Origin of the sequence: uncultured Aquimarina sp., from assembly GCF_947495315.1 — a bacterium.
GTDB lineage: Bacteria > Bacteroidota > Bacteroidia > Flavobacteriales > Flavobacteriaceae > Aquimarina.
Genome location: NZ_CANLYD010000016.1, coordinates 126,834 through 140,857, shown reverse-complemented (window position 1 = coordinate 140,857; position 14,024 = coordinate 126,834). Strand labels below are relative to the sequence as shown.

General features: G+C 32.7%; 17 protein-coding genes. 11 read left to right on the top strand and 6 right to left on the bottom strand.

Going from position 1 to position 14,024, the window contains the following annotated elements; all coding sequences use genetic code 11:
• Positions 1–13: 13 nt before the first annotated feature.
• From Q0910_RS23060 to Q0910_RS23050, 3 genes are all read right to left on the bottom strand, one after another.
• Positions 14–1,138 (bottom strand): NAD(P)/FAD-dependent oxidoreductase, encoded by a 1,125-nt coding sequence (locus Q0910_RS23060; RefSeq protein ID WP_299222068.1) that lies wholly within the window; start codon positions 1,136–1,138, stop codon positions 14–16.
• Between the two features lie 98 nt (positions 1,139–1,236).
• Positions 1,237–1,887 (bottom strand): MOSC domain-containing protein, encoded by a 651-nt coding sequence (locus tag Q0910_RS23055; protein WP_299222065.1) that lies wholly within the window; start codon positions 1,885–1,887, stop codon positions 1,237–1,239.
• Complete coding sequence (locus Q0910_RS23050; RefSeq protein ID WP_299222063.1) at positions 1,884–2,681, bottom strand: tRNA pseudouridine(38-40) synthase TruA; 798 nt, start codon at positions 2,679–2,681, stop codon at positions 1,884–1,886. The genes Q0910_RS23055 and Q0910_RS23050 overlap by 4 nt, the downstream gene beginning before the upstream one ends.
• A 152-nt stretch (positions 2,682–2,833) precedes the next feature.
• Here Q0910_RS23050 and Q0910_RS23045 point away from each other — a divergent pair, with 152 nt between their 5' ends.
• Both Q0910_RS23045 and Q0910_RS23040 read left to right on the top strand, forming a co-directional pair.
• Positions 2,834–3,211, top strand: a complete 378-nt coding sequence (locus Q0910_RS23045; RefSeq protein WP_299222062.1) for a LysM peptidoglycan-binding domain-containing protein — start codon at positions 2,834–2,836, stop codon at positions 3,209–3,211.
• Positions 3,212–3,419: 208 nt separating this feature from the next.
• The gene (locus tag Q0910_RS23040; RefSeq protein ID WP_299222060.1) at positions 3,420–3,740 is read left to right on the top strand and encodes a hypothetical protein; all 321 of its coding nucleotides are present in this window, start codon (positions 3,420–3,422) and stop codon (positions 3,738–3,740) included.
• Positions 3,741–3,776: 36 nt separating this feature from the next.
• On the opposite strand, the gene cmk is transcribed toward Q0910_RS23040, so the two are convergent.
• Together cmk and porQ are read right to left on the bottom strand one after the other, a co-directional pair.
• Positions 3,777–4,478, bottom strand: coding sequence for a (d)CMP kinase (gene cmk / locus Q0910_RS23035; RefSeq protein ID WP_299222056.1), 702 nt, complete (start codon positions 4,476–4,478; stop codon positions 3,777–3,779).
• Positions 4,478–5,497 carry a type IX secretion system protein PorQ gene (porQ, locus tag Q0910_RS23030; RefSeq protein ID WP_299222053.1) on the bottom strand — a complete coding sequence of 340 codons (1,020 nt, stop codon included), beginning with the start codon at positions 5,495–5,497 and terminating at the stop codon, positions 4,478–4,480. The genes cmk and porQ overlap by 1 nt, the downstream gene beginning before the upstream one ends.
• Before the next feature lie 315 nt (positions 5,498–5,812).
• Here porQ and Q0910_RS23025 point away from each other — a divergent pair, with 315 nt between their 5' ends.
• The 6 genes from Q0910_RS23025 (at position 5,813) to Q0910_RS23000 (ending at position 10,455) form a co-directional block, all read left to right on the top strand.
• Positions 5,813–6,847, top strand: coding sequence for a rod shape-determining protein (locus Q0910_RS23025; protein WP_299222050.1), 1,035 nt, complete (start codon positions 5,813–5,815; stop codon positions 6,845–6,847).
• 85 nt (positions 6,848–6,932) lie between these two features.
• On the top strand, positions 6,933–7,244 hold the full coding sequence (locus Q0910_RS23020) for an ArsR family transcriptional regulator (protein ID WP_299222046.1): 312 nt from the start codon (positions 6,933–6,935) through the stop codon (positions 7,242–7,244).
• Between the two features lie 41 nt (positions 7,245–7,285).
• Positions 7,286–7,882, top strand: a complete 597-nt coding sequence (locus Q0910_RS23015) for a short chain dehydrogenase (protein WP_299222043.1) — start codon at positions 7,286–7,288, stop codon at positions 7,880–7,882.
• A gap of 4 nt (positions 7,883–7,886) precedes the next feature.
• Entirely contained in the window at positions 7,887–8,672 is a 786-nt protein-coding gene (locus tag Q0910_RS23010) for a PhzF family phenazine biosynthesis protein (RefSeq protein WP_299222041.1), read from the top strand.
• 11 nt (positions 8,673–8,683) lie between these two features.
• Positions 8,684–9,376, top strand: coding sequence for an aspartate/glutamate racemase family protein (locus tag Q0910_RS23005; protein ID WP_299222038.1), 693 nt, complete (start codon positions 8,684–8,686; stop codon positions 9,374–9,376).
• A 44-nt stretch (positions 9,377–9,420) separates the two neighbouring features.
• A complete protein-coding gene (locus Q0910_RS23000; RefSeq protein ID WP_299222035.1) occupies positions 9,421–10,455 on the top strand; it encodes an NADP-dependent oxidoreductase in 1,035 nt (344 codons plus the stop codon).
• 7 nt (positions 10,456–10,462) lie between these two features.
• Here Q0910_RS23000 and Q0910_RS22995 read toward each other — a convergent pair whose 3' ends face one another.
• On the bottom strand, positions 10,463–11,977 hold the full coding sequence (locus Q0910_RS22995; protein WP_299222033.1) for a DEAD/DEAH box helicase family protein: 1,515 nt from the start codon (positions 11,975–11,977) through the stop codon (positions 10,463–10,465).
• 179 nt (positions 11,978–12,156) lie between these two features.
• Between Q0910_RS22995 and Q0910_RS22990 the strand changes: the two genes are divergently transcribed.
• From Q0910_RS22990 to msrB (Q0910_RS22980), 3 genes are all read left to right on the top strand, one after another.
• The gene (locus tag Q0910_RS22990) at positions 12,157–13,026 is read left to right on the top strand and encodes an alpha/beta fold hydrolase (protein ID WP_299222030.1); all 870 of its coding nucleotides are present in this window, start codon (positions 12,157–12,159) and stop codon (positions 13,024–13,026) included.
• A 66-nt stretch (positions 13,027–13,092) separates the two neighbouring features.
• Positions 13,093–13,581 carry a peptide-methionine (R)-S-oxide reductase MsrB gene (gene msrB / locus Q0910_RS22985; RefSeq protein ID WP_299222027.1) on the top strand — a complete coding sequence of 163 codons (489 nt, stop codon included), beginning with the start codon at positions 13,093–13,095 and terminating at the stop codon, positions 13,579–13,581.
• Entirely contained in the window at positions 13,581–13,976 is a 396-nt protein-coding gene (msrB, locus tag Q0910_RS22980) for a peptide-methionine (R)-S-oxide reductase MsrB (RefSeq protein ID WP_299222024.1), read from the top strand. Before msrB (Q0910_RS22985) ends, msrB (Q0910_RS22980) begins: the two co-directional genes overlap by 1 nt.
• The last annotated feature ends 48 nt before the right edge of the window (positions 13,977–14,024 follow it).

Here is a 14,024-nt window from a genome sequence, read left to right as displayed (position 1 = left end):
TTATTTAAAATAATTAATTAAGGATCGCGTCGGCAATAGTTTTGGAATCATTGTAGATAGTACCTAGAATCCCTCCTAGTTTATAGTTGTCAAAGCCGACAAAAAACAACCCTTTATGTTCTCCTCTTCCAATTACATTTTTAGGAACACCATATCGATCCAATAATCCTTCTGTATTTTCTATGAACTGTTCTACTTTAGAACGATATCCTGTTGCCAGAATTACAGTATCTTTTTCCAATTGTGTTCCGTCTTTCAGTTGAACACCGAACTCATAAAAAGATTCAATGTCGCCTACTACTTTGATCTTACCGGATTTTATTTGTTGTACCGTTCCCAAATCAATAACCGGTGTTTTTCCAGTTTGTTTTAGATGATCGATAGGATCTTTTTTAGAAATTGAAATCCCATACTTAGAAAGATCACCAATAACAATGCTTCTTACTTGCTTACCAATCCATCTTCCTAATCCAAAAGGTAACTTCTCTAATTTCTTGGCTGTAGTTTGAACAGGTCTACCATTAATATCTCTCGGAACAATAAGTAATGAACTTCTTACAGAAACGGTTACATCAATATTATGTTCGCTAAGATCAAGTGCCAATTCGGCACCTGTATTTCCCATGCCTATTATGAGTACTTTTTTTCCTTTAAAAGGCAATACGTTTTTATAGCTTCGACTATGAATAATTTCTCCCTTATAATCTTCCTGATTCTCCCAAACAGGAGAGAAAGGAATTCTATTCACTCCAGTAGCAACGATAACATTTTCTGAGTGATATTTTTGCTTATTGGTGATCACAGTCCAATGATCATTTTCCTTCTTTATAGATTGGACTTCAACATTAAATTGAGGGTTTATATCAAAATGGGTAGCATAATCCTCATAATATTGAGCCAATTTAGCTCTAGGAACGTATCTAGGATACGCTGATGGGAATTCTAGGTGAGGTAAATGCGAAAGTTCTTTTACTGTATGTAATAATAACCTGTCATAATGATCATGCCAACTCCAAGCAATTTTATCTGTTTGTTCGACTATTTCAAAAGGAATATTTTTTTTTCTAAAACGCCCTGCAATTGCCAGACCTGCCGGTCCTGCTCCAATAATTAGATTTTTTACTTCTCTTGTATTCATTAATGAAGGGGTTTAATTCTTCTTTAATCTATTGTTTGTATATGTTGATTTCTTTTTGCTTTCCTTATTATGATCAATAACCAGCAAGCATTCTTACTTTATAGAGAAATAGAACTTCCATACCGATTCAATATACTTTTCTTATTATTTACAGTAACAAAAGGATTATCAAGTGCTTTTTTAGCCAAATCCAGATATGAATTTTGATCATAAAGCAATCTGTACATATCTCGAATAGATATTCCATCGGTATGTATTTCCTCTTCCTTCAAAATATCGTCTGTTTTTACTTCTCCAGAAGTTAAAACCCTTAGATAAACACCTGGCATCATTGCTTCGATAAACTGTTTTAAAACAGTTTGTGTTCCAAAACGCACTCCTAATTTATAACAAGGTTGTCTCGGTTGCGAAACCTGAACTGTAGCATCTCCTAATTGATATACATCTCCTATTTTAATAATACGTTCATCAAGACCCAAAACCGTAAGATTTTCACCAAACATACCATAATTCCAATCTAGATCGGGATATTTGCCTTTCCAGTATGGATAATGCTCTGCTGCATATAAATAACAGGCTTTGTCAACACCACCATGAACACGTCTATCAATAACATGATCTCCTTTTACATCTTCCGTATCAAGGAAAATAGGTTCATTAACGGGATATTTATAAATCCCTGTCTTTACTTCTTTTCCTCTCCATGAAATAGTTTGAGATTCTCCAATATTAGTAGATATTACTTTCATAGCATTTCATTTTTAAGTGTTACTGAATTTAAAATCAATCCGGAACCTGGAACGATATGCTCTAAGGTAATCTTTTCTCCATCCGGATCTAATGTCTGTTTAATAAAATCTATATCAATTTTGCCTTTTCCCAGATCCAATAATACTCCCATCATCAATCGAATTTGGTTTCTTTTAAACCCTTCTCCCTTTACTCGTAATAAATAACTCTCTTCTGGAAAAAAACTGGCTGTATATAAAGTATTCTTTACAATTTCACATTGTATAATTTCTCCGTGCACTATTGTATTCTCATTCGGTCTATGGCAATACGATCTGAAATTATGCTTTCCTTCAAATAATTTGGCCGCTCTTACCATTAAACCAATATCAAGATCTTCCATGATATTGTACATAAATGGCGCACTAAAAGGATGGAATTTTTCTCCATAAGAAAACAGATATACATACTCTTTTGTTTTTGGATGCTGTATGATATTAAATTGCTCATCTGTTTCTTGTATACTTATAGCTCTTATATCCTGTGGTAGGTTTTGATTAAATAAATCAAAAAAATCATTTATCTCTAATGGCGTATGATCCACAAATAATTCTATATACGCTTCATTAGCCGAAACTTTAGCATCAGTGCGCCCGGCTGCTAATACCTTAAAATCTTTAGTCTCCAGTACATAATTTATGGTACGCTCTACCATTCGTTGTAAAGTATTCACTTTTGGCTGTTTTTGCCATCCATGATATCTAAATCCTAAATATTGTAGTTGGATAAGATAATAGAATCGTTTTCGAAACATATTGACTTTTATTTATAAGCATTCGAATATAGATAAATTATGTATTTCATCGATTATAAGATGTTTTTTAATCAGGAAATAGTATAAAATCAACTATAGAAATTATTATATTTGAGTAAATCTAAATAATAATCTAAAAAATCAACTTAGTTATGGTTAAAGCAAAATATCAAGATGTTTTGGATCTAGGACAAGAATTAAATATCCAAAATGGTGACGTTTCTGAAGACAATGGAGTCCTTAAAGTAAAAGGAACTGCAAATACTCAATATGAAAAAAATCAACTTTGGGATAAAATAAAAGAAATCGGAGGAGAAACTCCTGCTGATATTGTAGCGGATATTGACGTAGCAGATACCTCTGTATATCATAGACATACAGTAAAAAGTGGAGAATCTTTAAGTAAAATTGCAAAACATTACTTTAAAGATCCTATGAAGTACAAGGAGATTTTTGCTGCAAACACTCATATTCTTAAGAATCCTGATGTTATTCATCCTGATCAAGAATTAATTATCCCTAATCTATAAGATACATTTTAAAACATACTTTATAATATAGGCCTTCCAAAATGCTACTGGATGGCCTTTTTTTATAATTATTCATTGAAGATTTCAAATATTACATTAACAAAAAAATAAAATTTAGGTGTTTCTTTAAAAATACTGGTGAAAAACAATAAAATGTTTAACTTTGAGGTTTTACCGTAACACACCCCATCCAAATCTGTAAATAATTATGAAATCGATTTTATTTTCATTCTTCTTAATGTTGGCGATATCCGGGTATGGGCAAGCTTTATCTAAAACCAATATTATTTTTGAATCCAAAAAAATTGTGGTCATGAATAATGGCAAGGAATATAAAATTCTTAAAGAAACTCCTCTATACGCTATAACTGATACCACTATTCCCTTAAGATATACTTTCGAAAACAAAACACTTATTCTAAATCGTGTACTATTAGTTAAAGAAAAGAATGAAAAAAAAGAACTAATAGAATGGGTGAAAGGAAAAATGACGTTCTATGAGCTTAGGGAGCCTAAAGATTCTGAATAAGTCTAAAGAAAAAATTATTTATTATTTACTATCAGCCTAATTAGTTTTTTTGGCAATTGCTGCCTTTGCTATAGTAAGTATTTGATCAAATTGCTCTACAAGAGTAAGATTAGAATTATCAATTACTACGGCATCTTCAGCTTTGCGAAGAGGAGAGTCTTTTCTTGTACTATCAATATGATCTCTATTAACTACATTTTTTAGAACATCTTCATATGTAACATTTTCTCCTCTTTCCAAAAGTTCGTTATACCTTCGCTCTGCTCTATCTTTTGCAGTTGCTGTCATAAACAATTTCAATTCTGCATTCGGAAAAACAACTGTTCCAATATCTCTGCCATCCATCACTATTCCTCTGTCTTTACCCATTAATTGTTGTTGTTCTACCAATTTTCTTCGAACCATTGATATAGCAGCAATTGGGCTTACTTGCCTGGAAACCTCTAGTGTTCTTATTTCTTTTTCTACATTTTCATCATTAAGCATTACTTCTGCAAGTCCTGTTTTCGAACTAACTTCAAACCTAATATTAATTAAAGGAAGGCTCTTTTCTAAAGCTTTCCTATCAATCTCAGACTCATTGATGAACTTATGTCGCATAGCATACAAAGTAACGGCACGATACATAGCTCCAGTATCCACATAAATATATCCTAATTCTTTTGCCAATTGTCTTGCAACAGTACTTTTACCTGTAGAAGAATGACCGTCTATTGCAATGATTATTTTTGTATTCACTATTGAAGATTTACATTTACACCAAAAGTACTGGAAGAAGCTGCAGAATTATAACGTGCATAGGAATAGGCAAATCTAAATTTACCAAGTTTTAAAGAAAATCCACCGCTAAGTCCGGCAAATGATCGTTGATCTTCTATTCTTAATTCTTCAGATCTTCTGAAATTATACCCTAAGCGAATATTAAATCCACTTTCAGGAAAAAACTCTAGTCCTACTACAACGTGGCGCAACGCATTATTTAAAAAACTAGGATCGTCTGCTTCCACATTTCCTTCTAGATCCGTAATGTCACGTGCAGGATTTCGGAATGCTACATCCCATACCTGTAGATTTTCAAGAGTTAAATTCCATCGAATAGGTACATTTTTTAATGTTTTAGCAAAACCCATATCCACGGATAATGGTAAATCTTCTCTTGTATCCTCATAGGTAGTAAATTGTGTTCCTAGGTTACGAACTGCTAATCCAAAATCAAATTTTGAATCAGGATTATGATATATCAATCCTAGATCTAATGCTCCTCCCAAAGATGTGTATTGCTCTAACTTCGAAGAAATAAATTTTCCGCTGGCACCGACATGAAAATTCGAATTAGGTATAGCATACCCATATCCTACTGATATTGCTACTTCGCCAGCTCCAAAATCTCCAGTTTCATTTCCAAATTCATCAAAACCATCAAACTTACCATAATTTATATAGGTGATTCCGGCATGGAATACTCGTCTCTTTTCTCCAAAAGCTTTTGCATATGATACCGATCCATAGTTAACATCGGCAATATAATTCACATAGTTTACAGCTAATTGATTATCCATATCGATATTAATCGCTGCTGGATTAAGCATCGCAGAAGTAGGGTCCATATTATAACCAGTAACATACTCACCACCAAGTGCCGCCTGTCTTGGAGACGAAACCAAATTCAAGAATTGATAGGTATATCTCCCTCCTATTTGTGAATAGGTTAAAGCGGTAAAAAAAAGTATTACCAGAAATATGTATTTACGCATCATTAGCAGCAAAAATAAAAGAAACTATCTGGAAAACGATAGTAAGTGATAAAAATTTTACGAGGCACTAAATAAAACCTAAAACACGACTAAAAATAATCCCAGGGAAAAAATTATTCAGAGTTTTACACTAATTACTCTTAAATCTTATTTCAAAATAAAATAACACATAAAATGCTGATTATTAGATGTATAAAAAATAACCTACAATATTATATGTTTATAAGAGTTATCATGAATTAGCAACCCAAATGTATGAATATGATCGAACTATTTGATATTTATACAACTCAAATCAATCTAACTTAACTAACAACTATGGGCTTTTTTGATTTTTTAACTGATAAAATAGCAGTAGATTTAGGAACAACTAACACTCTAATAACACACAAAGGTAAAATAGCTATCGATGCTCCTTCGATTATTGCAGTTAACAGAATTAGCGGAAAAATAATTGCAGTAGGTAAAGAAGCTAGTTCTATGCGTGGTAAAATTCACAAGAATATTAAAACCTTCTATCCGCTAAGAAATGGAGTCATTGCTAATTTTGATTTATCTGAAAAGATGCTCAAAATTCTCATCAAAACACTATCCGATATAGGCAGTGCAATTTTTATTAAATCTTACAAAATGATCATAGCAATTCCTTGTGGAATTACTAAAGTCGAAATGCGAGCTGTAAGAGACTCCGCAAGGCGTCTTAATGCAAAAAAGGTATATTTAATTGCTGAACCAATGGCCGCAGCAATTGGAGCCGGAATTGATGTACTACAACCTAAGGGTCATATGGTTATAGATATTGGAGGTGGTACTACAGAAATTGCGGTAATAACACTTGGTGGAATTATATCAGGTCAATCTGTAAAAATCGCTGGAAATGTTTTTAACGATGATATCATTCAATACATAAGAGAAAATCATAATTTACATATTGGAGAAGGTACTGCTGAGGATATCAAAATCAAGATTGGTTCTGCAGTAGATATATTAGAATCACCACCAGAAAAAATACCTGTACAGGGTAGAGATATGTTAACAGGTAAACCAAAACAAGTCTATATCACGCATAAAGAAATTGCGAAAAGCCTTGATAAATCTATTACACAGATAGAAAATGCAGTATTAGATACTTTATCAGATATTCCTCCTGAGATTTCTGCAGATATTTATAATACCGGTATTTTTTTAACAGGAGGGGGATCTATGTTGAGAGGTCTTGATAAAAGATTCTCTAGAACCACTGAATTGCCTGTATACAAAGGAGAAAACCCGTTAGAAGTTGTTGTAAAAGGAAGTGAGATGGTTCTAAAAAATCTTAATAGATACACCAACGTTTTAATAAAAAGCACATAACACAATTCGAGCATTGTATAATATTTTTTGATCAAAATTAGCACAAACAAACATATTTATAAAATTAAATATGTATATTTGATCCGTGAATAAAGAAAAAGTTTTAGAAATTAAGAAAGCATTAGCAAATTCCACTAGGTTAGATATACTTAAGTGGTTAAAAGATCCAGATTCTAATTTTCCACCCCATACGGAATTAGGTCATTTTGATTTTGGTGTATGTGGTCAATTAATTCAGGATAAATCTGGCTTATCGCAGCCTACTATCTCTCATTATTTAGCCACTATGCACAAAGCTGGTTTACTTACACCAACCAGACACGGAAAATGGACATATTTTAAAAGAAATGAAAAGATTATCCAAGAATATATTACAGAAATAAAAGATAATTTATAAAAAATTTAAAACAACATATTTATAAAATTAAATATATAATTATGAAGATTTTAGTTATAGGAGCAACAGGAACCATTGGAAAAGAAATTTACAATTCTCTTAAAAATAATCATGAAGTCTATGGTGCACATAGAAAAAGTAACTCCTACCCTATTGATATTACAGATAAAAATTCAATAAAATCCCTTTTTGAAAAGCTACCCAAACTAGATGCAGTAATTAATGCAGCAGGTACAGCATCATGGAAATCTCTTTCTGATCTCGAAGAAGAAGATTATTATCTAGGAATTAAAAGTAAATTAATGGGACAGGTAAACCTTGTTCATATAGCTAAAGATTATCTAACAGAAAACGGTTCTATAACCTTAACAACTGGTATTCTTGCTGAGCATTATGAACCAAATGCAGTGGCACTTTCTTTGGTTAATGGCGCCATTCATAGTTTTGTTAATGCAGCTTCCCAAGAACTTACTCGAGGTATTCGACTTAATACTGTCGCTCCTGGAGCAATAGCGGGTGATTTTCCTAAAGATCAGAAATTTGCAGGGTATTTACCTGTAGAAATAGAAGATGTTATAAAAATATACGAATACATACTAACTAATAAAAATACAGGTCAAATTCTAAAAATTTATTAAACCTATGAAAATTCCAATATACCAGATCGATGCATTTACTCAAAAACTCTTTGGAGGTAATCCAGCAGCTATCTGCCATTTGCCTCATTGGTTAGATGATGAAACTTTATTGAATATTGCAATCGAAAATAATCTTGCAGAGACAGGCTATTTTGTAAAAAAAGACGACATCTATGAAATTAGATGGTTTATGCCATATGCAGAAATTGATTTATGTGGTCACGCGACTTTAGCTTCAGCTTATGTGATTTTTAATTATATCGATACTAAAATTAATGAAATAACTTTTTCTTCTAAAAGCGGTATTCTAAAAGCTAAAAAAGAAGATAACGGATCTATTACATTAGATTTTCCTTCACGACCTCCGCAACCTATTGATATTCCAAAAGAAGTATTCGAAGCTTTCCAAGCTAAACCATTAAAAGCTTTTGCCGGAAGAGATCTTATTATTACTGTTGGTTCAGAAGAAGAAGTATTAGCAGAAGAACCTAAATTAGAGTTTTTGAAAGGACTCCCTTATTTGTGTACCATTATTACTACTGAAGGTAAAAATTCGGATTTTGTATCCAGAGTATTCGATGCTAATCCCGAAATCCCGCTAGAAGATCCGGTTACAGGATCTGCGCATGCCGCACTTGTTCCTTTTTGGGCAAAAAAACTCGGCAAAACAAAACTGAAAGCTCATCAATTATCCAAACGAGGTGGAGAACTTGATTGTAAATTAGTGGGAGATCGAGTTTTTCTTAGTGGATACTCAGTTCCTTATTTAGTTGGTGAAATAGAAATCTAAAAAAGTAAATTATGAAAACAATTGGATTAATTGGAGGTATGAGTTGGGAATCCTCAGCCGTTTATTATGAATTGATAAACAAAAAGGTTAAAGAAGAATTAGGTGGTTTTCATTCTGCAAAATCTATTATGGTTTCTGTTGATTTTGCAGAAATTGAAATTTTGCAAAGAAAAGACGATTGGAATGGTTTAACTAAATATATGATTAAATCCGCAAAACAATTAGAAAACGCTGGTGCAGATCTAATACTTCTTTGTACAAATACAATGCACCTGTGTAGTGAAGAAATAATTAAAAATACAACGATTCCTTTTCTTCATATCGCCGATGCTACAGGAAAAATAATTCAATCCAAAGGATTGCGAAAACTTGCACTTTTAGGTACTAAGTTCACCATGGAAAGAGATTTTTATAGAACAATTCTTAAAAAATATGGAATTGATGTTATAATTCCGGATGTCGATGATAGAGAACTAATACATAAGGTTATTTATGAGGAATTAGTTCTTGGAACTATTCAAAGTAATTCAAGAGAAGCATATAAGCGGATCATAAAAGATCTAGAAAACAAAGGAGCAGAAGGCGTTATTCTTGGCTGCACCGAAATACCTTTGTTAATAAAACAAGAAGACGTAGATATTCCAATATTCAATACTACAAAGATTCATGCAGAAAGTGCTGTAGAAATTGCATTAAAGAATTAATCAACAACAAAAATTGTCAAACCCAAAATATACATTTTAAGAAAGTGAACGAATTTAGAAATAAACAGTGGATTTATACCAAAAGACCTGAAAAACTGGTTGATCAACGTCATTATACGTTAGAAGAAAATATAATCTCTATTTCAGAGGTAAAACCGGGAAAAGCCTTACTAAAGTCTGTATATTTTAGTATAGATCCATATATGCGGATCCAACAATCTAAACATAATACCTGGGAAGAACCACATCCATTAGATACTGTTCAAGGTGGAGCGGTTGTTGCTCAAATAGTAGCCATTAATGATAATAGTTCCTCTTTAAAAAAGGGAGATTGGGTATTATCATATACTGGTTGGCAGGAATATGCTATTACCGAAATTAGTGGTCTTCGTTTATTAAATCCTACTGAAGTTTCGGTTACAACGGCTTTAGGTGTTTTAGGCATGCCTGCTCGGATAGCATATTTTGGTCTTCTTGAAGCTGGTTTCCCTAAAAAAGGTGAAACTGTTGTTGTCTCTGGTGCCTCTGGTGCGGTCGGGCAAATTGTAGCACAAATAGCCAAAATAAAGGGTTGTAAAGTTATCGGTATTGTCGGATCTGATGAAAAAACAAAATTTCTTAAAGAAACGATTGGCGTAAACGAAGTAATAAATTACAAGAATCATTCATCAGCAAAAGCAATGTACCAAGAATTAGAGCGGGTATCGCCTGAAGGAATAGATATATACTATGACAATGTAGGTGGATATATTACCGATGCCATTTTTGAACATATCAATGTTAATGCACGTATCATTATTTGCGGGCAGATCTCCCAATATTCAGGTGGGTTAGATACTCCAGAAATGGGCCCAAGATTTCTGCATAAAATATTATACAAAAGAGCAACAATACAAGGTGTTCTTGCCAGAGATTACAATCAAAGAATGGACGAATTACTTTCAGAAATGACTCCTTGGGTACAAAATGGTTTGATCAAATATAGAGAAACAATTCTCGAAGGGTTTGATCAATTGCCTGAAGCTTTGAATATGTTGTTTTTCGGAAAAAATATGGGTAAGTTAATTGTAAAAGTGTAGAAAACAATTACAAGAACATTTGATTGATTTTAGAACGTAATTTGCGTCCGTAATCCTCCTGTAACCAATCCCTATAATTTTTGGTGCTTTTACTTATGCAATAAGAATATCGACGAACTCTATATTCAATATCTTGTTCTAATAATTTACTAAGAATTCGTGCATCGAAAACATCTTCACTATTTTCCACACACATCTTAGCATGTTGTTCAATCGATTTTTCTAGCACACTTTTACTACGTAAACCATATTTTTTGGTATTAGCGTATTCCGTTTCGATATCAAAATCTATTTCAGCAGAATTACTAAATTGCTTTCTTACTTCTTCCGGCATTACGTATTTAAATTTACGTTCTATCTCGTCATCACTAACTAAGCTTTCATAATAAAAATCAGGTGATCTAAAAATAGACTGCCAATCAATTTCTCCGTTCCAAAGTCCAAAACGAGCCGTGTTATTTCCCATATCAATAATAGAAAATTCTGGTTTTTTAGGAAGTATTCTGGATCCTCTACCAATCATCTGAAAATAGAGGGTTAAAGATTTCGTAGCTCGATTAAGAATTACCGTTTCTACGGTAGGTTCATCAAAACCAGTGGTCAAGATACTCACTGAAGTAAGAATTGCATCATCTGTATGCTTAAACCATTTTAGTATATCTGCTCTTTCTTGTCTACTATTGGTATTATCCAAGTGTCTTATTGGATATCCTGCTCTATGAAAAACATCATAGACCTGAACGGAAGTATTGATCCCATTATTAAAAATCAATGTCTTTTGTCCTTTTGATCTTTCTTCATACGCTTTTAGCAACTTATCCTGCATCAACGCGTTTGTATATAGATCCTCAGAAGATTTTACAGTATAATCCCCATTCATACCGATCTTAAGAGAGCCAAGACCTACATCATAGGTATAAGTGATCGGTTTAGCTAAAAATCCATTTCCTATAAGAGATGTAATAGTATCTCCCACAATCAACTCCCGATAGTTATCCTTCATTGGGAGTTTCATATTAGAGCTAAGAGGTGTAGCAGTAACACCAAGAATAAAACAAGTGTCAAAAAAACGAAATAGCTTTCGGAAAGAGTTATAATGTGCCTCATCGATAATAACCATCCCCACATTATCAATCTCTAATTGGTCATCATTAAGTCTATTATTGAGTGTCTCTACCATAGCCACAAAACACATATACTCGTGCTGATCTTCAAGCTTTTTTACATTACTGTTAATGATCTTGTTTTTTACATCAAACTCAGTAAGCATTTTAGAAGTCTGATCACAAAGCTCGATTCGATGTGTTAAGACTACGACTTTCTTCTTTGTGGTTTCTATATACCTTCTTACGATTTCCGAAAAGATAACCGTTTTACCTCCTCCTGTAGGGAGTTGATAAAGTAAATTATAGCTTTTAGGAAACTCTTGCAAACGCCCAAAGATCTTATCAATATCTCTGGACTGATAATTATAAAGTACTTTCTGTTCCTTTTTTTCTATTTCAGTGGGTTCCACCCGCATTTGCTTTAGGTTAAAAAATAAGCTACAAAATTAAGCACTTTATAAACTTATATAAAAGAATTCGTAGAATATATTTCGTTTTAATTCATCAAATCTCTTCTAAAGTGTTAATTATTCATAATATTTCTTACAACTGTTTTTGTTCTTTTAATTTTAAATAAAAATTGATTAATTCATTAATGACTAAGATTGATAAAGATCTAATACCTGTTCAAGCGCTACTTATTCCTAAACCAATTTTATCTATAGGTAAAGTACTGAACTGGATTTCACCTTTTTTGGCTTCTAGATTTGGAGCACGTTTGTTCTTAACACCATTTAAGTATGAAAGACCTGAACGAGAGAGAATTATGGCGACAGAAAGTCGTAAAGAAAAAGTGAAAATTAAAAAGATAAATCGAGAAGTAATTGTTTATAATTACGGAAACTCTGACAAAAAAATTTTGTTAGTACATGGATGGTCTGGCAGTGGCACTCAACTTTCTAAGATTGCAGATCAATTATTGCAGAAAGGTTTTAGTACGATAAGTTTTGACGCTCCAGCACATGGTGAAGCTCCTGGAAAAAGAAGTAATATGCCACATTTTATCGAGACTATACATCAATTAGAAAAAACACATGGTCCATTTTATAGTGCCATTGGGCATTCATTGGGAGGAATGTCTTTATTAAGAGCTACCAAATTAGGTTTAGAGATTAAAAAATTAGTAATCATCGGTACAGCGAATAGTGTAACTAAAATAACCGAAGAATTTGTTAGAAACTTGCAGTTAAGCCAGAAAACTGGTAGATTAATGAAACGATATCTCGATGAGCGCTACGGAGAAGATCTTGACAATTATTCTGGTGGAATCTCTGCAGAAGCTGTAAAAATCCCGACATTAGTTGTTCATGATAAAAATGATGTAGACGTACAATATACAGAGGCTATAGAGATTAACGAAAAGTTAATCGAAGGAAAATTACTATTAACTAAGAAATTAGGTCATAGAAAAATTCTTGGAGATCAGGAAGTAATCGGTAAAATAATTGACTTTATTATAGAATAAGGTTTTTTATGTTATGGACCGTACCGATATACGACTATATACATATAAAACTATAATTTGAATAAAATGAAAAAGATTCTAATACTATTCATCAGTATTTTAACGATAAGTTGTACTGGTAATGCCCAAAAAGAAATCAAAAAAGAGAAGAAAGAATATGCTGTTTCTAAAACAAATAAAGAATGGAAAGAAATCCTAACAAACGATCAGTACTATATTTTAAGACAAGCTGGCACAGAAAGGCCTTTCTCTAGCCCTCTAAATAAAGTTTATGCATCAGGAACCTTTCATTGTGCAGGATGTAACACACCATTATACGAGAGCGAACATAAGTTTGATAGCGGTACGGGTTGGCCAAGTTTTGATAGAGCTGTAAAAGGAAATGTGTCTATTGACACGGATTATAAGTTAGGCTATGCCAGAACTGAGCTTGTATGTGGAACCTGTGGTGGGCATTTAGGACACGTTTTTAATGATGGACCAAGAGAAACTACTGGGAAAAGACATTGTATTAATGGTGACGCTTTAATTTTTGAACCAAAACAAACTAAATAATGAGTAAATACCCTTTTGATAAAACAGAAGACGAATGGAGAAAAGAACTCTCTGAAGAACAATATAGAGTATTGAGACAAAAAGGAACTGAGCGTCCTTTTACAGGAGAATACAATATTCATTCAGAGAATGGAACCTATAAATGCATGGGGTGTCACGTTCCTTTATTTGAAAGTACATCAAAATTTGATTCTGGATGTGGATGGCCTAGTTTTGATCAATCTATAGAAGGAAGCGTAGAGTACGTAAAAGATACTTCTCACGGTATGATAAGAACAGAAATTTTATGTACTAACTGTGGTAGTCACTTGGGGCATATTTTTGATGATGGTCCTACAGAAACTGGGCAACGTTATTGTGTAAATTCTGTAAGTATTGATTTTGATAAAGCATAAATTTCATACTTTGGAACACTTATTGATACATACATTTAATATCAAAAC

What these genes read in the sequence shown, in the direction of transcription:
- msrB (WP_299222024.1), top strand. Translation starts at nt 13,581, where the DNA reads ATGAGTAAATACCCTTTTGATAAAACAGAAGACGAATGGAGAAAAGAA.
- Q0910_RS23055 (WP_299222065.1), bottom strand. Translation starts at nt 1,887, where the DNA reads ATGAAAGTAATATCTACTAATATTGGAGAATCTCAAACTATTTCATGG.
- Q0910_RS23045 (WP_299222062.1), top strand. Translation starts at nt 2,834, where the DNA reads ATGGTTAAAGCAAAATATCAAGATGTTTTGGATCTAGGACAAGAATTA.
- Q0910_RS22990 (WP_299222030.1), top strand. Translation starts at nt 12,157, where the DNA reads ATGACTAAGATTGATAAAGATCTAATACCTGTTCAAGCGCTACTTATT.
- Q0910_RS23005 (WP_299222038.1), top strand. Translation starts at nt 8,684, where the DNA reads ATGAAAACAATTGGATTAATTGGAGGTATGAGTTGGGAATCCTCAGCC.
- Q0910_RS23040 (WP_299222060.1), top strand. Translation starts at nt 3,420, where the DNA reads ATGAAATCGATTTTATTTTCATTCTTCTTAATGTTGGCGATATCCGGG.
- Q0910_RS23050 (WP_299222063.1), bottom strand. Translation starts at nt 2,681, where the DNA reads ATGTTTCGAAAACGATTCTATTATCTTATCCAACTACAATATTTAGGA.
- porQ (WP_299222053.1), bottom strand. Translation starts at nt 5,497, where the DNA reads ATGATGCGTAAATACATATTTCTGGTAATACTTTTTTTTACCGCTTTA.
- Q0910_RS23010 (WP_299222041.1), top strand. Translation starts at nt 7,887, where the DNA reads ATGAAAATTCCAATATACCAGATCGATGCATTTACTCAAAAACTCTTT.
- msrB (WP_299222027.1), top strand. Translation starts at nt 13,093, where the DNA reads ATGAAAAAGATTCTAATACTATTCATCAGTATTTTAACGATAAGTTGT.
- Q0910_RS23025 (WP_299222050.1), top strand. Translation starts at nt 5,813, where the DNA reads ATGGGCTTTTTTGATTTTTTAACTGATAAAATAGCAGTAGATTTAGGA.
- Q0910_RS23060 (WP_299222068.1), bottom strand. Translation starts at nt 1,138, where the DNA reads ATGAATACAAGAGAAGTAAAAAATCTAATTATTGGAGCAGGACCGGCA.
- Q0910_RS23015 (WP_299222043.1), top strand. Translation starts at nt 7,286, where the DNA reads ATGAAGATTTTAGTTATAGGAGCAACAGGAACCATTGGAAAAGAAATT.
- Q0910_RS22995 (WP_299222033.1), bottom strand. Translation starts at nt 11,977, where the DNA reads ATGCGGGTGGAACCCACTGAAATAGAAAAAAAGGAACAGAAAGTACTT.